Origin of the sequence: Paenibacillus sp. Root444D2, from assembly GCF_001426375.1 — a bacterium.
Classification (GTDB): Bacteria; Bacillota; Bacilli; order Paenibacillales; family NBRC-103111; genus Paenibacillus_E.
Genome location: NZ_LMEO01000050.1, coordinates 608718 through 630425 on the forward strand (window position 1 = coordinate 608718; position 21708 = coordinate 630425).

At 42.6% G+C, this 21708-nt stretch carries 24 protein-coding genes; 4 read left to right on the plus strand and 20 right to left on the minus strand.

Annotation, left to right across the window (positions count from 1 at the left end; all coding sequences use genetic code 11):
* Positions 1–269: 269 nt before the first annotated feature.
* The 3 genes from ASD40_RS30135 to ASD40_RS30145 form a co-directional block, all read right to left on the minus strand.
* Complete coding sequence (locus ASD40_RS30135; RefSeq protein ID WP_057306811.1) at positions 270–653, minus strand: hypothetical protein; 384 nt, start codon at positions 651–653, stop codon at positions 270–272.
* A gap of 154 nt (positions 654–807) precedes the next feature.
* The gene (locus tag ASD40_RS30140) at positions 808–1242 is read right to left on the minus strand and encodes a hypothetical protein (RefSeq protein WP_057306812.1); all 435 of its coding nucleotides are present in this window, start codon (positions 1240–1242) and stop codon (positions 808–810) included.
* A 131-nt stretch (positions 1243–1373) separates the two neighbouring features.
* Positions 1374–1982, minus strand: coding sequence for a YdcF family protein (locus tag ASD40_RS30145; protein ID WP_057306813.1), 609 nt, complete (start codon positions 1980–1982; stop codon positions 1374–1376).
* 294 nt (positions 1983–2276) lie between these two features.
* Between ASD40_RS30145 and ASD40_RS30150 the strand changes: the two genes are divergently transcribed.
* Positions 2277–3239 carry an L-lactate dehydrogenase gene (locus ASD40_RS30150; RefSeq protein ID WP_057306814.1) on the plus strand — a complete coding sequence of 321 codons (963 nt, stop codon included), beginning with the start codon at positions 2277–2279 and terminating at the stop codon, positions 3237–3239.
* Positions 3240–3369: 130 nt separating this feature from the next.
* On the opposite strand, the gene ASD40_RS30155 is transcribed toward ASD40_RS30150, so the two are convergent.
* From ASD40_RS30155 to ASD40_RS30190, 8 genes are all read right to left on the minus strand, one after another.
* On the minus strand, positions 3370–3594 hold the full coding sequence (locus ASD40_RS30155) for a hypothetical protein (RefSeq protein ID WP_057306815.1): 225 nt from the start codon (positions 3592–3594) through the stop codon (positions 3370–3372).
* Positions 3595–3692: 98 nt separating this feature from the next.
* Positions 3693–4103, minus strand: a complete 411-nt coding sequence (locus tag ASD40_RS30160; protein ID WP_057306816.1) for a GNAT family N-acetyltransferase — start codon at positions 4101–4103, stop codon at positions 3693–3695.
* A 147-nt stretch (positions 4104–4250) separates the two neighbouring features.
* On the minus strand, positions 4251–4589 hold the full coding sequence (locus tag ASD40_RS30165) for a VOC family protein (protein ID WP_057306817.1): 339 nt from the start codon (positions 4587–4589) through the stop codon (positions 4251–4253).
* 276 nt (positions 4590–4865) lie between these two features.
* Positions 4866–6053 (minus strand): cation:proton antiporter, encoded by a 1188-nt coding sequence (locus ASD40_RS30170; protein ID WP_057306818.1) that lies wholly within the window; start codon positions 6051–6053, stop codon positions 4866–4868.
* Between the two features lie 252 nt (positions 6054–6305).
* Positions 6306–6785 (minus strand): hypothetical protein, encoded by a 480-nt coding sequence (locus ASD40_RS30175; RefSeq protein WP_082562551.1) that lies wholly within the window; start codon positions 6783–6785, stop codon positions 6306–6308.
* A gap of 569 nt (positions 6786–7354) precedes the next feature.
* The gene (araA, locus tag ASD40_RS30180; RefSeq protein ID WP_235549439.1) at positions 7355–8779 is read right to left on the minus strand and encodes an L-arabinose isomerase; all 1425 of its coding nucleotides are present in this window, start codon (positions 8777–8779) and stop codon (positions 7355–7357) included.
* Between the two features lie 42 nt (positions 8780–8821).
* Positions 8822–9517 carry an L-ribulose-5-phosphate 4-epimerase gene (locus ASD40_RS30185; protein WP_057306820.1) on the minus strand — a complete coding sequence of 232 codons (696 nt, stop codon included), beginning with the start codon at positions 9515–9517 and terminating at the stop codon, positions 8822–8824.
* Between the two features lie 2 nt (positions 9518–9519).
* A complete protein-coding gene (locus tag ASD40_RS30190) occupies positions 9520–11136 on the minus strand; it encodes a xylulokinase (protein WP_057306821.1) in 1617 nt (538 codons plus the stop codon).
* A 368-nt stretch (positions 11137–11504) separates the two neighbouring features.
* Between ASD40_RS30190 and ASD40_RS30195 the strand changes: the two genes are divergently transcribed.
* Positions 11505–12596: a GntR family transcriptional regulator gene (locus ASD40_RS30195; protein WP_057306822.1), complete on the plus strand. Its 1092-nt coding sequence runs from the start codon at positions 11505–11507 to the stop codon at positions 12594–12596.
* A 145-nt stretch (positions 12597–12741) separates the two neighbouring features.
* On the opposite strand, the gene ASD40_RS30200 is transcribed toward ASD40_RS30195, so the two are convergent.
* Positions 12742–13332, minus strand: a complete 591-nt coding sequence (locus ASD40_RS30200) for a GNAT family N-acetyltransferase (RefSeq protein WP_057306823.1) — start codon at positions 13330–13332, stop codon at positions 12742–12744.
* Positions 13333–13521: 189 nt separating this feature from the next.
* The gene (locus ASD40_RS30205; protein WP_057307096.1) at positions 13522–14070 is read right to left on the minus strand and encodes a VanZ family protein; all 549 of its coding nucleotides are present in this window, start codon (positions 14068–14070) and stop codon (positions 13522–13524) included.
* A gap of 304 nt (positions 14071–14374) precedes the next feature.
* Here ASD40_RS30205 and ASD40_RS30210 point away from each other — a divergent pair, with 304 nt between their 5' ends.
* Positions 14375–14776: a VOC family protein gene (locus tag ASD40_RS30210; protein ID WP_057306824.1), complete on the plus strand. Its 402-nt coding sequence runs from the start codon at positions 14375–14377 to the stop codon at positions 14774–14776.
* 358 nt (positions 14777–15134) lie between these two features.
* Here ASD40_RS30210 and ASD40_RS30215 read toward each other — a convergent pair whose 3' ends face one another.
* Both ASD40_RS30215 and ASD40_RS37595 read right to left on the minus strand, forming a co-directional pair.
* The gene (locus ASD40_RS30215; RefSeq protein WP_057306825.1) at positions 15135–16298 is read right to left on the minus strand and encodes a DUF4317 domain-containing protein; all 1164 of its coding nucleotides are present in this window, start codon (positions 16296–16298) and stop codon (positions 15135–15137) included.
* A 602-nt stretch (positions 16299–16900) separates the two neighbouring features.
* Positions 16901–17116: a hypothetical protein gene (locus tag ASD40_RS37595; RefSeq protein WP_156390238.1), complete on the minus strand. Its 216-nt coding sequence runs from the start codon at positions 17114–17116 to the stop codon at positions 16901–16903.
* 112 nt (positions 17117–17228) lie between these two features.
* Between ASD40_RS37595 and ASD40_RS30220 the strand changes: the two genes are divergently transcribed.
* Positions 17229–17717, plus strand: coding sequence for a helix-turn-helix domain-containing protein (locus tag ASD40_RS30220; protein ID WP_057306826.1), 489 nt, complete (start codon positions 17229–17231; stop codon positions 17715–17717).
* A gap of 161 nt (positions 17718–17878) precedes the next feature.
* Here the strand turns inward: ASD40_RS30220 and ASD40_RS30225 are convergent, their stop codons facing one another.
* From ASD40_RS30225 to ASD40_RS30245, 5 genes are all read right to left on the minus strand, one after another.
* The gene (locus tag ASD40_RS30225) at positions 17879–18985 is read right to left on the minus strand and encodes a mandelate racemase/muconate lactonizing enzyme family protein (protein ID WP_235549440.1); all 1107 of its coding nucleotides are present in this window, start codon (positions 18983–18985) and stop codon (positions 17879–17881) included.
* A 28-nt stretch (positions 18986–19013) separates the two neighbouring features.
* Positions 19014–19775 (minus strand): SDR family NAD(P)-dependent oxidoreductase, encoded by a 762-nt coding sequence (locus tag ASD40_RS30230; RefSeq protein ID WP_057306827.1) that lies wholly within the window; start codon positions 19773–19775, stop codon positions 19014–19016.
* Positions 19776–19845: 70 nt separating this feature from the next.
* Entirely contained in the window at positions 19846–20124 is a 279-nt protein-coding gene (locus tag ASD40_RS30235; RefSeq protein ID WP_156390239.1) for a GntR family transcriptional regulator, read from the minus strand.
* Positions 20125–20242: 118 nt separating this feature from the next.
* Positions 20243–21109 carry a phytanoyl-CoA dioxygenase family protein gene (locus ASD40_RS30240; protein WP_057306829.1) on the minus strand — a complete coding sequence of 289 codons (867 nt, stop codon included), beginning with the start codon at positions 21107–21109 and terminating at the stop codon, positions 20243–20245.
* An 84-nt stretch (positions 21110–21193) separates the two neighbouring features.
* Positions 21194–21466, minus strand: a complete 273-nt coding sequence (locus ASD40_RS30245; protein WP_057306830.1) for a hypothetical protein — start codon at positions 21464–21466, stop codon at positions 21194–21196.
* Positions 21467–21708: the final 242 nt, after the last annotated feature.

A 21708-nucleotide genomic window follows, 5' to 3' on the forward strand; every position in this document is an offset into this window, starting at 1 on the left:
AAACACCGATCATTTTCTGCTAATCCTAGATCAGGACTCCGATCAATAGCCCACCTGAGGTTATCGAAAGCCCTTAATAGCAGCAAATGCCTCGTTTCAGAAAGGTCTTTTTCACTTATTCCGTAYCCATCCATAAACGCTCGTCTTTTCCAACTTTATCCACTCCAATTTGTTTTACGTTAACTGCCAAATAGTTCGACAGGCCGCCAAGTTACCGGCATCCCGTAATCATGAAGCATTTGTTCCCGTTAACAAAGGATGTTCCATTTTCAGTTTCGAACAAAATTATCAGAAACTACCGTTTTTCTCCATTCTACTCTTATACTGTACGAACCAGGCTGCAAATTTGAAAATGTCTTTTTATCTGTATATTCTTCTCCAGGATCCAAATCAATGTAGTCTTTTACTGGAACATTACCTTCTTCTACTAATTTGTTGTCTCTATGTAACTTATAGCTTGCTCCTCCAATAACAGTTACCCTTTTTCCACTTTGATTTTTGAATGTATAAGTCACTGTTGTTGCTGAATCTAAATTTTCTACATTGACGGTACCGAGTAAGTCCGAATGTTCTTTTTTACCTTTTAAACACCCAGCAAAAATCATGGACACCATTATTACTAACAGAATAATCAAGTAACTTCTCTTATTCATTCATGTCACCTCTAGTACCTTAACGAACTATTTATTCAATTTGTTGCTCTTACCTGATTTCAATAACCTCTATTACTCTAACGAAACCAGGGAGCAGCTGCCGCGTGGCGAGATGCTCCCTGGTTATTGCGCTATCGTTTCCGTTAGCTCAATCTCATTTACCCTTGACGACATTATTATCAATTAAAAATTCATCAAAAAAGGTCTTTAGTCGATCGTTAATATCATTAGTCATACGAAAATAAACTCCATTGATTTGGATATCTTGATTCGGTCCAAACGACATACCTATTATCTTTTTGTTTTCTTTATCGTACAGTTGAAGACTTCCGCTACCAGTCCATGGATTCGGCTTCGTCTTACGGTATGTGGTTGCTCTCAATGACTGGATAAAATGATTAATTTCTGTTATGTTCTCTGTCTTGTAGAATAAGCCGTTTCCCCCGTGTCGATATTCTATCTTTACGACATCTCCTGGTGGTGCAATCTCATCAATACTAAGCGAAGCAGATTGTAATTGAAACTTAGACAGTACCACCATTCCAATCACAAGAACTAAAATAACACATACTAAAATAGGTTTCCGCATACGAATCCCCCTCTGCTTTTTAGACGATCAAAATGGGGATTGGTTGCATAACCCTGCCCGTTAACGTAATGAAGGTCACCGATCAAACCGGCAGCCTCGCCCTAGGGGTTCATTACAACTATCGTTCCTCGTTAGCTCAACTCAACACCAAAATCCATCAATTGGTTGTTCCTTATATATGTAATTATTTTTTTGCACTCTTCCCTTACTCTTGCTGTTCCTATTTCATTCATAAACCAAGTATCTCTTCTTGTATCTTCGTCATTGACTGGACAAAATGTATAAGAAATTGAATCGGGCAGAAATGTCATCATGGTTAGATGGCAACGCCGCATATGATAAGCAGTTGTAACAATCAAAATTCTTTGAACATTAGCTAATCCCATACTGCTCTCCAATACTTCTGAAGAAAATATAACATTTTCTTTTGTATACTTAGATAATGGTTCGATCAAGATATCCTCTTTAGGAATGCCTTGTTTTATTGCTTCTTCTCTCATCATTTTTGCCTCAACATCATTTTGACCATCCCATTGCATCCCACCTGAAAACAAGATTCTTGGAGCACGTTTTTGTTTGTATAGCTTAATTGCTTCAGGGACTCGATATATTAAAGATTTTTGGCTTCCAAACACAAAAATAACATCGCCTTTAGAACCATCATCCACCAGATTATTAAATAATATCGAGTCAATATGATTTTGAAGAAGGTTCTCAGGATCGAACTGCGAGATCAGCAATTTAATCCCTCCATTACTTTTTCCTTTTATTGTAACACAAACCTAGCACCTGAATCGCATTGCGTTATCCTGCCCCTTCCTTAACGTCACCCAGTCAAAAAGCATGCTAATGATCTTTGACAGGATCTCGGAGGTTTTACAATTTCCTTTCCAACAAATGACTGGATGTCCATGTTAGAAAACGTTGCTTATTAACCGAAAATCGTGGTTTTGCGTCATGTTTAGTCACATGGTACAAGCAAAACAACATATATAATATACCAGGCGTTATTTGTTTGAAGGAGGAAGGTAATTATGGCTTGGAAACCAAGAAAAGTCGCTATTGTCGGGATGGGATTAGTTGGTTCAAACTGTGCTTACGCCATAATCAATCAATCCGTTTGCGAAGAATTAATGCTTATTAATCGCACACCAGAATACGCATTGGCCCAAGCATTAGACCTGTCTCACTGCATGGACTTCACTCACTCGCGCACCCAAGTATTTGCGGGCAATTACGATCAATGTGGGGATGTGGACGTTGTGATTCTGACACCCGGGGCAAGCATGAACAAAGATCAAAATCGTCTTGATCTTATGGAATCTTCCATTCATATCATGAAGGATATCATTCAACCGATCATGCAAAGCGGGTTTAACGGAATCTTCCTTGTCGCCACAAATCCTGTAGACATCATTACATATACTGTATGGAAACTATCCAGTCTTCCACGAAATCGTGTGATCGGAACAGGCACCTCCATCGATTGTTCACGGCTGAAAAAGATCTTATCCGAAATCTTCCCAGTCGAACCGAAGAGCGTACAAGGGTATGTAATGGGCGAACATGGTGAATCCCAGTTCGTGGCTTGGTCACACGTAACTATTGGCGGTAAACCGTTGCATCAGATCATAAGCCAGCATCCGCATCGATTCGGTCTCGTCGATCTTGACCAATTGGAACAACGGACCAAACTGGCTGGATGGGAAATATTCAACCTTAAAGGATCCACTTCTTTTGGTATCGGCAATGCATTGGCTTTCATCACTCGATCTGTATTAAACGACGATCACAAGATTATCGCCGTGTCCGCGATCTTAGATGGAGAATACGGTGAGAGAAACGTATGTGTTGGCGTTCCGGCCATCATATCTCGAGATGGCGTTAAGGAAGTAGTTGAGCTACATCTCGATAATATGGAACAAGAGAAATTTCGTTACTCCTGCGGCGTAATTCGTAAGCACCTTCTTCAAGCGTCTATGATCGGCAGTTTGTGATGCCCACAACAGAACAACAAGGGAATCCAATCCAACCGCAAATCCAAAACTTCGAATCAGGTGTCAACACATACACCGACTGCATACAGTGATTTCTTCTAGAGTTGGATTCCATGCATGTTGTGCATCACTAAACATTTTCCGCCTCCCCTTCGCTTTCATTAAACTCTCGTATCCCGTTAACTCTTTTAACAGAAGGATTGCTTAATAGAGGAATGTAGTCCTCCATTTTCATATTCATTGGGAACCAATGTATGAATTCAGTTAATGCTGGTGCCTGCCCCAAACTACTGATATTTTTCAGGCCTTTCATGCTTTCCAGAAGAATTTTTCTCAACCTAGGTAAGCCGCTCAATACGGGTAGTACCTCTACATTGGTAAGCGATTGAAGGAAAAGGTATTGCAGACCAGTTAGGGTGGAAATGAATTTCTTTCTCGTTTGTAACCCGTGGTTTAAATTAATTTTTTAGTCAGAATGATTTCCATCGGCTCATTTTCGAGTAATAAACATCCAGCATCCCTATATCCTAAATTTCTGTAGAAGTGCTGTGCCTCTTCATTAGCCTGAGTAGACGTCATAACCAATTTAAAGCCATTTTGTTTCATTTCATCTTCCCATAATAGGACAACTTGCTTGCCTACACCCTTGCCTCGATATAGTTCGTCAACCCAAATCATATTCATGAAGGGTGTGTTATCCCAGAAATATCCGTACCTCATCCATCCAATATTACTTTCATCTTGGTTCCGTAGTATGTATATTTCTTTTTTCTTTATTTTTGGCAATATTAAGTTCTCTAAAATATGATGGTCACGTTCTCGTATGTATCCATAGTCTGAATCAGTTGCAACAACTATCTTCATCTTTCCTCCCCTTGATGCCAGAGTAATCAACTAATATCTATCTTTTGTAAACTGCCAGCTAACAGAGTGAAAACTGCCGTACAGCAGCCCTTCTGCCCGTTAGCGTAACAACAAGCTACGCTGACATCCGTAATGGATGCATCTCGATTAACTGAGAACCTCGACAGTAAATCCACCGGGGGCTTTGACATAGAAAGTCCAAGCATGTGACCTTTGTGGTGGCTCCACCTTAAACCCATCATCCTTCAAGCGTTGATTGATCTCGTTAACCCGATCCTCGCTCTCCTGAATGAAGCCGATATGAAAGGTGTTGGGATAGCTGACTTGATCACCTTTCATCAAGGTAAACACTAACCCGCTGTCGTCAAATAGTACAGCGAATGAATTACCACGCGTATTCCGGATTTGTAATTCGAAATATTTCTCCAAGAACTCACTAGCCGCTTTAACGTCGTTGACCGTGAGATTGAGATGATTTAGTTTCATAAACTACACTTCCTCTTCTTAGTGATTTATTCCATAAAGATTATTGTCTTTTACATAGCTAAAAATTTGATTTTAATATCCATATTTTAACACAATGTTATGCTAATCTGTTTAATGAAGAAAGAAGAGCTACATCTCACAGCAAGCTCCTCTACTATCTTATCCGTTAGTAATTAATCTCTTCTGCCCGTTCAATGACGGACTAAGAGATCTTCATCATTTTGCTTAAAAAATAGCTCCTTCGGGAATGAGATAATGTTCTTGTCACCCGACAACTTATGACGGTTCCGTAATACTCATGGAGAAGATCATTGGAGATAACAAAGAAGTAATGATAGCGACCACAATGACAGCATCTTGAATTTCCTTGTTAATGACTCCCAATCTCATGCCGATCGATGCCGCAACAACGATTAGTGTCATACGTGACGAGAGCAAAAATCCGCCTGCCAGAGCTCTCCTCATGCCTAGAATCGGTCCGAGACACATCATCGGGAGAACTTTAACGATATAGGCTGTAGATAGAAGAAGGGGAACCCAACCTAACGCCTCGGGGGATCTCACAAACTCTGATATATTAAAACGGAATCCGACCATGACGAAGAAAATAGGAATAATCAAGCCGTAGCCTATTCCTTCTAACTGCTCCTTAAACGGATGATGATCATGAAGATGAAAACTCGCTAAAAGAAACCCCGCCAAAAAACTACCTAGAATAGCCTCTGACCCTGTCATATCAGTAATGATTCCATATAGGCCGAGAACAGCCAGTAGCCCCTGCAATCGGACCACGGAATTCTTGTGGAATTCCTTATGCCAAAATGAGGTTTTCCTCAGTCTGAATATGGCTTGATAGATAATTACGGATAAAGGCAGAAGCAAACCTACGGAAGCCTGACGCCACGTAAATCCAATATGGTAGGATCCTCCAATGATGGAGAGGATGATCATTGTGATGAGATCGGCGAGAATTGCGGACGTTAGAAGCAGTTGGCCATACTGGCTTTTGATGACTCCCGTTTCCTTGAGGACCGGCATCACAATCCCGAGTGAGGTTGTCAAAAGAATAAGCATAATCATCCAGGACTTTATTGAGGGGTCTATTTGGTGAATTCTTGTACCTAACAGAAAAGCCAACAAAGCGCTCCCCACAAAGACTAACAATCCGATAATAAGAGGGTTTTGCCGGACATTCGCTCCTTTTTGATAACGAAGGAATTTAAAATCTATCTCCATACCTGACAAGAACATTAAATAATAAAGTCCAAACTCACTAAGACCGTCCAGCCATTTCATTTGCTCCTGATGAAACAACCCTCTACCGTAGTAGGAAAGTAGTATCCCTAAAATCAAATAGGCCAAGACCGAAGGAATCCGGATAACTTTCATTCTGCTAAGCAGCATTTGCACAACAAATATACTTAGATACAACCAAAAAAGAGGTATTAAAGCACCATGTCCCAAAATAATCAGTCCCCCATCCCTTATTAGGGTATGCTAGTCCGATTCGTAATTATAACTATCTGTATCCACTTTTGGTCTTATATTGCCTAGGATAATTGGACTCATTGTTCAGACCGTTGGCTTAACGCCCAGATGTACATCTATACAAAAATAATTAATTTGTAAACATGTTAAAAGGAGCTGCCCCGGCAGCTCCTTCATAGTTAGTATATAGTTATTTATTCAACTAACGTTTCCCATTAGCGGATAGAATTATATTACCGTTAAAATTTGATTTTTATGATGGTTGTCGTGATCGTTAAATTCGTGAATGATATAAAGTAAGGAATAGGGTGTGCCAGTGTGCGGGCAAGTTTCTACTCCGTTCACGGTAACATGTTTAGAAACAACGTCTCTATTGGCTAACAGTATTTCAACCAGTTGAAGACGGGTTAGCTTAAATTCATCTAGCAGGCGATCTTTAGAAATTCCCGATCTGGCATATTCATAAGCTAATTTGTTAAATGAATCGAAATCCGGAAATACCATTTCTTCACCATTTTTAATCGTTGGTATAATCGTCGAGATGAGATAAGTATCCCAATTTTTAAGATGCGAAATAATTTCTCCTATTGATGCTTTTCTTTCAGCGATAGGTTGTAACCAAATGCTCCCGTCTACATCATGTAAGGTATCCGTCCACTCTGTAAATTCTTTATACCGAAGAATCGTACTTTCACCCAAGCTAATCATATTGGAATCTCCATTTCATCTTGGAATAATAACCCATTTCTATGATACCGAATATACGTTCGTTTGTGAAGGTGTAATATTTAACTATACTGCCCTATACTTCAGCAAAATAGGGACCGTCAGACTTCCAGGAAGTTCTTATTTAATAATGTATTTATCCGTCCCTGTTTCCTCAATTAATTCACGTATAATCGCAGCTTTTAGGCTTAAATCCTTTTCTTCAATGTTTTCGATGTTTTATGAACCAATAGCAATTTATCCCCTTGGCATATTATAGCTCCAACGCTTTACGGACGGTAATGGGAAACATCCCCATATAATTCAATGTCATACTCGTTATTTGTAATAATAGTCTTATTTAATGATGTGGGTAGGTTAAGGTTATTCTGAAAAACAAAAAAACCGTTTCTTAGTAAATAGAATTACCTATTTACGAAAGAAACGGTTTTTACATTTTTCTCAAGGAAGCGGCGACGTCCCCCTGTCCAGCTTCTCCTTTTCGGGATCCGCCATCAGTTCTGAACTCCTCGATTGTCTCGGGTCCGCCTTCTTTTCGCCTTAGTTATAGACTACTTAATAACGACGTATTCCAAGTTAACCAGCTTGGCGTAGGTCACGATTTGGTCTGTCGTCAGGTTCAAGGAAACGACCGTATGGTGGCCGCCACCATTCTCTATCCAGGCTCTCACACCATCCTGGAAGTTCGGCTTCACGCTCCAGAGTACACGAGCTACAGGAAGCTTCGGTGCCGGAACCGTCGGCTCGAAAGCGGAAACTTCGTTGATCAACAATTTATAATGAGTGCCGAAGTCCGCCATGGATACGACGACGCCTTCTCCAGCTTTACCGTCGAATACCAGACGCGCTGGATCTTCTTTACCGCCGATTCCAAGTGGGGAAACAATGATTTTGGGCTTGTTGCTTGCCAAGGATGGATCTACCTCGAGCATATGCGATTGCAGGATCGCTTCCTGACCAGCTGCCATCTCGTAAGTGTAATCCTCCATAAAGCCTGTATTTTGATTGTGGCTCATCACTTTCAGCAAGCGAGCAAGCGCGGCCGTCTTCCAGTCGCCCTCGCCAGCAAAGCCGTAGCCCTGTGCCATCAGACGTTGAACAGCAAGACCAGGAAGCTGTTTCATTCCATGCAAATCTTCGAAGTTCGTCGTAAAGGCATTATAACCTTTCTCATCCAAGAAACGTTTGATGGCAATTTCATAGCTCGCTTGGATTCTGACACTCGCTTCCCAGGCTTCTTTACTGTTCGTGCCGTAATCGAATTCGTAGAGTTCCGCATACTGGCCCATCAGATCATCAATTTCTTGCTCTGTAACGGCATTCACGTATTGCACGAGGTCGCCGATGCCGAAGTAGTCCACGGTCCATCCGAATTGAATTTGGGCCTCGACCTTGTCCCCTTCCGTTACGCCAACGTTGCGCATGTTGTCGCCGAAACGGGCGACTTTGATGTTGAAGCTTTCGTTATAGGCAACCGCTACGTCCATCCAATCCGCAATCTGCTGCTGCACTTCCGGACGTTCCCAGTAGCCTACGACGATTTTATTTTGTTTCTTCAGACGGGCATTAATGAAGCCGTATTCGCGATCGCCGTGAGCGGCTTGGTTCAGGTTCATGAAGTCCATGTCAATCGTTGCCCAAGGAATGCTTTCATTGAACTGGGTTGCCAAGTGAAGCAGAGGCTTCGTCAGCAGTTTTGTACCGCGAATCCACATTTTTGCAGGCGAGAACGTATGCATCCATGTGATGACACCCGCCACTTCATCGCGATAGTTGACCTCTTTCATGATGCTTGTAATTTTATCCGCGCTTATTGCCAGGTCCTGCAAGACAAGCGGATAAGGGAGCACACCGCTATTATTCAAGGCATCCGTCATCGTCTGCGCGTGAGCTTTCACTTCAGCCAGCGCTTCTTCCCCGTACAGATGTTGCGAACCTACGACGAACCAAAATTGTTTAGCTGCTGTTTTTGACAACTTAATCATCCTCTTTTCTGTATTTAAGAATATGTAAGGCTATTACTTCTGCCCGTAGTAGGCATCTTTACCGTGTTTCCGAAGATAGTGTTTATCTAGAATGCCTTGAGGCAGTTCTTTTGCAAAATGATTCAATTGCCTTGCATACAAATTCATTTTGCAAACTTCCTCCAGCACGACACTGTTCACAACCGCCGACTTCACGTCTTTCCCCCAAGTGAACGGCGCATGTCCTTGGAGCAGGACGGCCGGGATTGCCATAACATCTAGTCCGAGCTTCTCGAACGTCTCGATGATGACGTGACCCGTCTCGGCTTCGTAGCCCCGGTCAACCTCCTCTTGATTCAAGAAGCGCGCGCAAGGGACGGCGCCATAGAAGGTGTCCGCATGCGTCGTTCCCATGACGGGTACATCCAATCCCGCTTGCGCCCAGATGGTTGCCCAGGTCGAGTGAGTATGCACGATGCCGCCGATTTGCGGATAGTGTTTGTACAACACGGCGTGAGTCGCGGTATCGGAGGAAGGTCTCAGCTCTCCCTCGACCACATTACCGTCGAGATCCACGACTACCATGTCGCTCGCTTTCATCTTTTCATAGCTGACTCCGCTCGGTTTGATCACGAACAGACCGCTTTCCCGATCGATGGCGCTCGCATTACCCCAAGTAAATTTTACGAGTCCGTGCTTCGGCAAATCCAGATTCGCTTGATATACCTCTTCTTTCAGTTGTTCTAACAACGTTAATCCCTCCCGTTCTCTAGCAGATGGTCTACTGCGGCCTGTTCGATGGTGAGCCCTGCTTGGTATCGTTTGATGAATGCTTGGAACCCTTTTACATCCGCTCTATCCGGAGCAATCTCCTGTCCTTCGACATCTTTAAAGACCTTCTGCTCGAGGAAGTTATCCAGGCTTTCTTCTTGATCCTTGTTGATCATATATGAAGCCAGAAGCGCCATGCCCCATGCCCCGCCTTCGCCGGCCGTGGACATGACCGAGATTGGTACGTTCAGCGCGCCCGCTAAGATTTTTTGTCCGACGACAGGAGTCTTGAATAGGCCGCCATGAGCCAAAATGCTGTCAATGGCCACTTTTTCATTTTCGGTCAAAATGTCCATTCCGAGCTTCAATGCTCCGAAAGCAGTGAATAAGTGCGTTCGCATGAAATTAGCCAGATTAAAGTTGCTTTCTGGCGAGCGAACGAATAACGGTCGGCCTTTGTCGATTCCCGTAATATTCTCACCCGAGAGATAACCGTAGCTAAGCAAACCCCCGCCATCCGGGTCGGCTTCCAATGCCTTATTCAACAGCACGCTGAACAATTTGCCGGAATCTACGCCGTATCCCATAGCTTCGGAGAATTCACGGAACAATCCCATCCAAGCGTTGAGATCGCTGGAGCAGTTGTTGGCATGCACCATGCCGACCGGACTGCCGTTCGGCGTCGTGACCATATCGATCTCCGGATAAACCTTGGATAATTCTTTCTCCAATACAATCATCGCAAAAACGGAAGTGCCCACAGAAATGTTACCTGTACGCTTCCTGACGCTATTCGTCGCAACCATGCCTGTGCCGGCATCACCTTCCGGAGGACATAACGGAATACCCGGCTGCAGATCCCCAGCCGGGTCCAGAATGCCGGCTCCCGCCCCCGTTAGTTCGCCAACTTTCTCGCCGGAGAGATATACTTTAGGAAGAAGATCCTCAAGCTTCCACGGATAGGCTTTGGCTGCGATAAGTTCATCGAATTGCTTAACCATCGATGGATGGTAATTACGGCTTGCTTCATCAATAGGGAAGATGCCGGAAGCATCTCCGATGCCGATCGCTTTATTCCCGGTCAGCAGCCAGTGAATATAGCCAGCCAGCGTCGTTATGAAATCAATGCGAGGCACATGTTCCTCTTGATTTAATATCGCTTGGAACAAATGAGCGATACTCCAGCGCTCGGGGATATTAAATTGGAACAAGTCCGTTAATTCCCTAGCTGCCGCGCCGGTTGTTGCGTTGCGCCAAGTCCGAAACGGCACCAGCAGCTCACCCGTGCTGTCGAATGCCATATAACCGTGCATCATAGCGGAAAACCCGATCGAGCCCACGGTCCGGAGGGTTACCCCGTAATTCCGTTCCACTTCCTGCTTCATTTCACGATAAGCGGTTTGGAGGCCTTTAATAATATCCTCCTGGTTGTACGTCCAATATCCGTCTTTCAACAAATTTTCCCACTCATAGCTTCCCGATGCGATGGTCTCGAAACGACGATCGATCAACACCGCTTTGATCCGCGTAGATCCGAATTCGATACCTAGCGAAGTTTCACCCTTGGTTATCGCTTCTTTCAAGTCTACATGATTCATAATCACGTATCTCCCCTCTCTATTCGTGGCTTAAACCCAAACGATTGCGAATCGTATAATAGCCTGATTCCGATCGAACCGGTCACTCGATGAGATGAACGGAAGATTCGATCGAAAGAAGGCGCTTTCTCTTACTGACAGTTTCAGTATATTTTCTGTACGTACATTTGTCAATATAGTCTAATAGTTATACTAACATAAGCTGCAATTCCACCCCTGTTCGTCTCACCATAGTATCTTTCTAAGGATAAGTATCGAACTTGTACCATTGAGATCATAAACAAATATGACTTCATTTGCATTCCATGCGATTTATGTTAGAATGTGTACGTACAACTTATTGAACAACGATGAAAGAAGTGGATTTCATGAAGCCAAAGTACCAGATCATCATAGATGAGATTAAAAGTTATATCCTCTCGGGAACTTACAAAGCAGGCGAGAAAATCCCTTCGGAATTCGCTTTGCAGGAGGACTACAACGTTAGCCGGCAGACGGTTAGAAAGGCTATTCTGGAGTTATCGAACGAGGGTTTCCTAAGAAGTGAGAAAGGATCCGGCACGTACGTTAGCACCCAATACCGGTCCAGAACGAGTGGGAAAACCATGAATAAAACGATTGGCGTCATCACGACCTATATCTCGGATTACATCTTTCCCTCCATTATCCGCGGCATTGAAAGCCGATTAAATGAAGATAACTATTCCTTGCTGTTAGCCAGTACAAATAACGATATCTCCCAGGAAAAAAAGGCGTTAGAAATGATGCTGTCCTACGGCGTGGATGGACTGATTATAGAACCTACCAGAAGCAATGTATACAACCCCAATATCGCTTACTACCTGTCTTTTAAGGAGCAGGAGGTTCCGTTCACGATGATCAATGCCTATTATGAAGAGTTGGAGGTTCCTTTCTTCTGTCTGGATGACGTGCAGTCCAGCTATCTAGCAACTCGGGAGCTGATTGCCAAAGGACATACCCAGATCGGCATCATCGCGAAAATGGATGATTTGCAAGGGAAGTATAGAATGAAGGGATTTATCAAGGCTCTTGGGGAAGCCAAATTACGGTTCCAGCAAGAGCATGTACTTTCTTTCGATACGGCGACGAAGTCGGACCTGTCCGCTAACTTGGAAGTGTATCTGAACGACAATCGGGATGACTTGACTGCGCTTGTGTGTTACAACGACGAGGTAGGCTTGGAAGTCGTACATGTCTGCAGAAAACTGGGTATCTCCATTCCAGACGAGCTATCCATCATTGGCCAGGACAATTCATATATCGCCAAAAACGCGAATATCAAACTAACGACGCTGACCCACCCCCAAGAACAAATGGGACGCGACGCAGCGGACTGGGTCATTAAGAATTTACAAGGCAAAAAAGACTTGCCCACCAACACCTACTACCAGCCCGTATTCATTGAGGGCGAAACCGTAAAAGCGATCGAAGTGGAATAGTCATGGACTGTGTTATTACTTATGGTACGGTTCTCCTCGATTGATCTTCAACAAAACTGCCCGTTTAGTTGAGAAGGCTGCCGATCCAATACTGTCGGCAGCCTCCTCCTGTTCAGCCGCTGATTTATTGAAGTATCGTTTTTCGTTAGCTTAATGAACTACACCTTACTGCCCACTCACTTTTACCAAGCTTGTAATAATTATATCTCTCGTTATCTAACTCGATAACTCCTTGAAAAATGAACCCGCATTTTTGTATTACTCTATTTGACGGTATGTTCCGTATAAGAGCAATCGCATTGAGCATCTCAACGTTCGTATTCTCAAATAAATACTTGGTTAACCCTTCTGTAGCTTGCGTGGTATAACCTTTGCCTCTATGATCATTTGAGATTGCAAACATAATTTCTCGGTTTGGACTCGGCAATTCCTCTTTAATTCCTGTACAGCACCAACCGATAAAATCTCCCGATGTTTTCAATATGATTCCCATCCGAAGGCGAAGCTCACCTATGACCCCACCTTCGGATACGGTATTTAGAAACTGTTTGTTTCCAGGTATTTCATAATTCGTTAACCAATCTTTCCGCTGTTCTTTAGATACGTTCCAACCAGGCAAGTATTCATTTATTTCAGGTTGCCATGTTAAAGAATGAAATTGATCCAGATCATCAATTATGTACTCTCTAAGGTAGACATCCTTACAATCAATAGTAAAGATATTTTGTTCGCTCAACGTCTACACCCCATCAACTGGTCTTTGCATCCATGACTACTATAACATGTCGTGTTACTGTCGTAGTTGATAAGTGTTAATTATTAATAAACTATCCTGCCAGTTATTTTACAAGAAAATGAGAACAATCTGCCGGCCACGGCGAACTGTTCCCTGGTTAATTACACTAGCATTCTGCGTCAGCGCAATCTAGAGTCTCAATCTCACCATGAATAATAAATATAATATAACAGGTAATCCTATGGCAGATAGTATTGTGATTACGGTACGTACTTTTTTCACATCTCGTAATATAAACGCTATAAACTTATACCCTAAAATACCAATCAATCCACCCAAACAATTTAAAATTATATCATCAATATCTGATGTTCCAATGCCTAAGAGCCCCTGCGTGATTTCAACAGATAAACTCACAAAGAATATAAACAACAAATTGGTTATTACTCTTTTGTCCTTTTTGAATAATGACAAATAAGTACCAAGAGGAATAAGAATAACTATGTTACCAACCACATTACTAAAAGCGAATTTTTTTATAGTCGCAGAACCGCTAAGTATATATTCCTTTATACTATAAAAAGGAATAAGATTGATTGACCTATTTAAAGTCCTTTGACTATTAAACATCTCCAAAAGTGAAATTCTTGATAAGAACAATAATTTAATTAAAAAAACTATGTAACAAATGAAAACACCATATAAAAAGATTGTTTTAATCCGTTCTCTTTTATTCATAATACCTCCATTTTTCATTTTATCCCTGCTTATTCTCTGACGTTCAGTTTATAATTTAAAGTTCATTGTAGTGAAATGTCAATCCGCTGGATTACAAAACGTACTTCTCTTTGATGCGGAATCCATTCTTGGACAGATACCTTGACGGAGACGATGCTGGAGCAGACAAGTAAATAAGTTTAGAAACCGCAGGATGCATGACAGGAATGTCATACCTTGCGGTTTCTTTTATAAGATTCGCTTCTGCTGGCAGAAGTAGAGTATAGTAGGAGTAGTTGAAAATATATTCCAGGAGGCTACAGCCATGTCACAGGAGATTTGGATTAACCTGCCAGTCAAAGATGTTAAGAGCTCAACTGCCTTTTTCAATGAGATTGGATTCCATGCGGTGAGCGTTGGTAACGAGAGAGCCAAGCTTGCCATAGGCCAAACAACGATTCTGCTGTTCCCGGATGCGGCGTTTGAGAAATTTACAGGTTCAAAAACCGCAGATACTTCCCATAGCGCAGAAGTAATATTTTCCATTGGTGCTGAAAGCAGAGAAGAAGTAGATGCCTTTATTCAAAAAGTAGAGTTTGCCGGAGGAAGCATCTTTGGCAAACCGAGTGAAATTGACGGCTGGATGTATGGCGCAGGATTTGCCGACCTTGACGGTCACCGCTGGAACCTGCTGTACATGGATGAGAGCAAAATGCCGAAACGCTAATATGGAAACGCCGGCCACCTGCTTAAGGTCACCGGCGTTTTTTTTACACCCCGTATAATCTCATATCTGTCATTCAAATCAAAATCGTGCTTAGAAGGAAAAATTCGTGTGTTAAACGAATACAAATCACCTGGGTTAGCCGTTAATTTATTGGTCTTACATAAACTATATTAACACATATTGGAACTAACCTGCCCGTTAGCGGAACAGGCTACCGAGAATAAATCTGCGGTAGCCTGTTTTGGTATTTTATTGAGCAATCGGTTTGTGTTAGTTGAACAAGCTGCCGATATCGACTATCTTTGCTTCTGAGAACGATAAAATCGTATTAATAAATACCCGTGAACGTTTCTCTACTCTACAACGTCTCCGTACTGAGCGTAAATCCTTCGATCACGGCGTCTTCGTCGACCTCGATCAAGATGCATCGTTTTCCTTGATAATTCACCTGCTTCACGTACTTTAAATCTTGCGGACTCACTGAAATCGTGGCGATCTTCGTATCAATCTTAATCGATTTCGAATTGAACTTCGGAATGACGCTGCTTGCTTTGAGTTCATAGTTTTTGTTGTCGACGACCGTTTGAAACGCTCGTTCCACCTTTTCCAACGTCACGTTCTCCACGCCGCTCACTGTTAGCATGCGTTCCACATCTTTATAGTCCAACTTCGGAGGTTCCTCCTCCTCGTTAGTCTCAATGACCCGATGAATTTCCTCGTACACGTGAGCGATCGTTGAAGCGTCGAGCTGATCTCCCGCCACTTCTTTCACGATTTCCTCAAAAATGGCTCTCTCTTCTTGCGCCGTCACGGTCTTCTCGGCATTCAAAACTTGCTCGATGAAATGCAAATTCGGTTCGTTGGCTTTACCCGTGCAATACAGAATGCGATTCATGTCGGAATAGTTGTCCGTCACACTTGGATAGAAAAAACCTTGCTCCGGCGAGTTCAATTTAATGATCGGATCTACGAAGACATTATATTTGAATTCCCGCTCGACGTAATCAAACATGAGAGTTTTCCGCTGTTGCTCAGTGGAATTCACACTGCACAGAATGAACGGATTCGCGAACATCTCGTCCTTTTCGCTCTCCTCAGCCTCTTCATTCCTGATCTTGGTCGGCTTAAAATATTGTCCTTGGACAAAAGTAATGACCGTATCCCGTTCATATTTGGTATCCGCCAACATTTTCTCCACCAACAGGAGCATCAGATCTTGCCATTCTTCCGGATTACCGGTCACTAAACCTTGATGGAGAAGCACCTGTGAAGGCCTCTCCGCTTCATCCTGAAACTTTAACTCGAACATCTTCTGATCCAATTCGCCGGTTAGCAGTTTTTTGAAATTGGCCATATATAGTTCCTGTTTCTCCCTGTCCAATAGGGCGAACGGCTGACGCTCGTAATGATAGATCTCGTTGCTTTCCTTCATGATATACACGTTAAGAATGTTGAAAATTTCAAGCATGTCGTGATCCAACTTAAGCTGCTTGCGAATATGTGCGAGTTCTTTCTTTATCATGGTCCTTCTGACGCTCCTATGAAGTAAAATGGCCTTACTAGTACTAACGATTGAACTAGAAATTTGTATCGGATGATTTGCCTCCCTGAGTGTTCACATCAAAACAAAAGCCCTTTATGAGAAGGGCTTCCACCGTTACTTCCCTTTATTTCCGTTCCAAACTTAGAGTGAATAGCACTCCACATGTCTCGTAATTGGTTTAATAACTACTTTTGAAGACTTGGATAAACTACTTCCTGTATGTTAATGCATTATTATAGATTTCTCAACAATTTTGAGAATCTATCCTCACTAATTCTGAAAATTTTCTCAAAAATTATGACAACACACAATTATTCATTTCTCATAAATTCCGAAAATCCAGTCTCAACAACTCTGGAAACTTTCTCAATGTGATATTCCAGAATTAATTAGAAAACGGAGCCCGCAAATCCGCGATCCTCCGTTTCTTCTGTTTCAGAATTGTTTAGAAATTAAACTAGCCCACGGCGAACATGAGTGTTTGTTGCAGAATTCGTTTGAAAAAATATTTAGAAATAATTCTACGAATGCATAATTATACAAAGCATTATTTGATCCTAATCACCCCTTCAATATTCTTATTAATTGGCTTTAATTACAGTTTTTTCAATCAAATAATTTTCGGCAATCGTAGTAACGCCTTCAACACCTGGCCTTGGCAGTATATCCGCGACAGCTCGCAAATAAGTTGGATACAGATCATCATCGGGTGAACACAAATCCATATCATTTAAGAGCTGCAGCCCCCTTGCATTGTAATGCCCTTGGAAGGAGAGTACCTCTTCACCTACATTCACATATGAAAGATGAGCCTGCCAATGTAACCTCTCAGGTTAAGTTGGCACACCATCTAACATCATGTTTGCCTTATCCTACTTGTCATCGAGTATATTCAATGCAATTAATCTCATGGAAAAGAATGGAACCATTTCATTTGCACTGGAATTCGTTTCTTTCGATAACAAGATCAAATCTTTGGAAACGCTTGAACAAATCAATCTGGAATTCATGAATTTAATGGAAACCATTGTGGCTAAAATTGTACAAAATCGGGATGAGAAATCCGAAATTGTTGTCTCGAATGCGTGTCGATTTATCAATACCCATTACATGGATAGATCATTAACCGCGAATCTCGTTGCTGATCAATTCAAGATCACTCCTGCTTATCTTGGGAAGATGTTTCCGGAACATCTCTCTCGTTCTATCGCTGATTACATTTCGGAGGTCAGACTTGTCAAATCGTCTGAGCTGCTGAAGGGTACGTCCCTGAATATTGATGAAATCCTCGAGAAAATCGGTTGGGAGAACAAGAAGCACTTTTTCACCTTATTTAAAAAGAGGTTCGCAACAACGCCTACTGAGTATCGACTGAAGTCGAAAACAACGGAATATTAACACGAAAAAATACCCGACAGCAATTGTCGGGCATTTTTTATGTTATACAGGACTAATGGTGAGCTGTTCCGGTAGGATTCCCGAATAGAGAAGTACGGTCAGAGAGGATTGCTCTCTGTCCAATAATTAACTTGTATAGTACTCTATTTTAAAGCGTACGGTTATCTAATCCGATATTCCTCGAAATATCTTGGAAGAATAGTTGTCGAAGCACCTGGCATCTGAGGCAATACATAATGCCCATCCTTTACGGTTGCTGGCTCTTCAAAAATATGACGAATCCACGGGATGTATTCAAGCATGATAGCGCCTGGCGTAGATGCAACTAGGTGTAGGTGAATTTGACCCATATCGCCGACATGCGGGCAGATTGGCACATCATAGGAAGCAGCGAGGCCTGCCACTTGCAGCCATTCTGTGATACCACCAACACGCGTTACGTCTACTTGGCAATATTCGATGGCACCTTGGTGAATATAATCTCTGAACGCATATTTGTTATACACGTGCTCCCCAAGAGCAATCGGAACATTTAGCGCATCCGCGAGCTTTTTGTGACCCAAGATGTCATCTGGATTCAGTGGCTCCTCCAGCCAGAACAAATCAAATTCTTCCAGCTTTTTTCCCCAAGTCATAGCCGTATTGATGTTCCATTGCTGATTGACGTCAACCATGAAAATGACATCGTCACCGATCGCTTTTCTTACTGCCTTACAACGATCATAATCCTCACGCGAATCCGGTTTACCAACTTTGATCTTAACACCCGTAAAGCCTGACTCTACAATGTCAGCACAATCTTTAACCAAACGCTCTTTCGACCAGTTCAACCAACCGCCATTTGTATTGTAGGCTTTAATCGGTTGTGATTTAGCTCCCCCAAGGAACTGCCACAGTGGTTTATCCACGGATTTTGCCATAATGTCCCAGATCGCAATATCTACAGCCGCAAGTGCCATATGGGTTACGCCAGATCTGCCAATCCAATGCATTTTGCCAAAACGCATGTCATTCCATAGCTCTCTAACCATAAACGGATCTTTGCCGACCAGCAGTGGTGCATAGTATTTATCGATCGTATCCACGATCATATCATCGCCATGGGCACACGTACCTGTGTATCCATATCCGATAAAGCCTTCATCCGTAAAGATACGAACACCGGCTAAACCCCAGTGTGTTGCGATATTAATCGCATCTGTAATTGGCGGTGTAATCGGCACATGCAGAACAAAACTTTCCACTTTTGTAATTTTAATGTGTTCCATCTCCTTGATTGTATGATATTAATATGTATTAGTAACCAAGTGACGCTCCGCCATCGACGGGAAGAGCAACACCTGTAACGAAACCGGATTGAGCGCTTGCTAGAAACAGCGCAGCTTGAGCAATTTCCTCTGAAGTTGCGGGTCTACCGATTGGATGCATATCATTCAAAATCTGAACCGTGGCAGCCGGATCATCCTGCTCCCCAATCCATTGCTGCAGAAGTGGCGTCGAGACGCCAGCTGGACATATACAATTCACTCTGATGCCATCGGGCGCATAGTCAAGGGCTAATGCCTTGGTCATGGCGACGACTCCTCCTTTGGTTGCGGCATAAACGGGATTCATCTTTTGTCCGACCAGACCGTTCAGCGAGGCCATATTGACAATCGATCCTCTCGTTTTCCTTAAATATGGCAGCGCATGTTTGACCGTAAGGTACACACTCTTCAAATTAATGTTGAAGAGACGATCCCACTCCGCTTCCTCCACATCTTCTAAGAATTTCGGCAAAATGACAGCTGCATTATTGACGAGGATATCCACCTGTCCAAAGCGTTGTACGGTTTCTTGAATAAGCGATTGGACATCCGCATCTTTAGAAACATCGACTTTCACCGTTGCAGCTTGAAGTCCGGAAGAGGTTAATATATCCGCCAATCGCGCTGCTTCCTTCTCATTCCAGTCGGCAATGACGACCGCTGCACCTTGGGAAGCGAACAAGCGGACAATTGCTTCGCCAATACCCGATCCGCCACCTGTTACGATCGCCGTTTTTCCTGCTAAATTCATTGACATACCTCCTATTCCAAATCATATATCATGTATGATTTATTCCAAAAAAAATTATACAAAATAGTTTCTAGTCCGGATGTGCGATTGTTTTTATATGCTTGAATCGAATTTTCTCTTCGTATTCATTCGGTTTTCTACTAGACCATGTTTGCATAGCCTGCTCGAGTTCCTTTATAACTGAACTTGGTATTTTGGGGGCTGCTTTCTTAATCGCCAAACCTTCCAGTTCGATCCGAATTTCGAACATCTCATCCAGCTCTTGCAGTGACATTTCGGCCACATACATCCCTTTAAATGGCACCGTATTAACTACGGATTCGTTCCTTGATCTATGAATAAATTTCATCGGTTAGTACATAACGGCAAGTCATTTTCTTGTTATATCATAAATCATACACGATTTATTATGAAAGATAAAGAGGAAGATCGTCGATCTGCAAATTTGCGTTAAATTGTACGAGCGATCATGCTCCATGCTCCATTTTCTCCATCAGCCAATCCTTCAACGTTGCAACTTTATCTGGAAATTTGATACTACGTGCCAGAAACCCAAATCCGTGGGAAAGCATGGGATCCTGATCCGTCGGCTGATACCTTAAATCAACGCTCCAACGAACACCATCCGAATTATTTGGTGTGGACATGTGAAGCAGACGATCATTGAATAGAATAGCCGATCCTGCTTTTACCGGCAGCGCTACTGTTTCCCGTTTGCCTAGCTGGTCTTCATGAAGCGCTGTATATCCAGTGCCGGTATGGCTTTCCCTGTGCCACTCCAGCAGCTTGGACCCTTGTGTTCCTGGCTTCACATGGAGGCACCCGTTCTCCAACGTTGCATCAACGAACGAGATCCATACGGTGATTACAGGGTTGGCATTGGCATCAGGCCAATAGGATTTGTCTTGATGCCAGGGAACGGCTCCAGCGGCAACGCCGGGCACCTTCGGACGGACATTGTAGACTGGGCTGCTGAATATTTCTCCACCGATCAGTGACTCGACGGCATCAAGAATTTTTGGGCTGCTCATTAAATGATAATACCCAGGGATTCTGTCTCTCCATCCTCTCCCGTACTTCAAGAAATCTTGATCCGCCAGACCTTGAAACAATTCTGCTAATCTGAATTCGAACGGTCGATCTTCCAGTTTGTCCTCAATCCTACCTTCATCGTACAATTCATTAGCAATCCTGGACACTTTCTCCGTCATCGCCTGTTTAACAGGTGCCATATCTGCTTCCGTCAATAGATCGGGTAAGATAATATATCCTTCCCGCTTATAGATATCCAGCTGTTCAATTGTTAAACTTCCGCTCATTTCTTGGAACTTCATGTAAGATCATCCCCTTAATGTCATAATGTTTCTCTTGTTTAGATTATCATCGCTGCGCTACTATGTATTTAGAGAAGATTCCTCTCATTTATAAAATTTTCCGCTAAAATAGTAATTCCAAGGATCTGCTCCTGCCCTTACCTTCGTTCTAACGTTTTCAAGAAGCTCTTTGGTGAGTCCTACACCAGGATGTGTAAACCCGGCTTCATCGGTTACCTCTGTAATCGTTGGCAGATAATCTGTAAAAATCGAAGTTGTTTCTGCCTTAACGGCAACCGGCAAAACGGTTAAACATAGCTGTGTTATCATTACAATTGTTGTTATACATGATAACAATTTTTTTACCTTAATTTTCATATGCGATCTCCATTCCCATTTTAAAATTGATGGCGTTATTCTGCATATTCTTGGGGATTACTATAATACATTTACAGTTTCCACCCAAGGACCGCGTAGATTAACAAATATATCAATCTAATTGATCATATATGGGTGGGGTTTTACTGGTGATGCTGTTGCTAGAATAAGAGTAATTGCTTTCTAAATTGTTTAAAAATTTATCTTCTTAACCTCCTCGCATGGTGATTGTTTCTTGTATT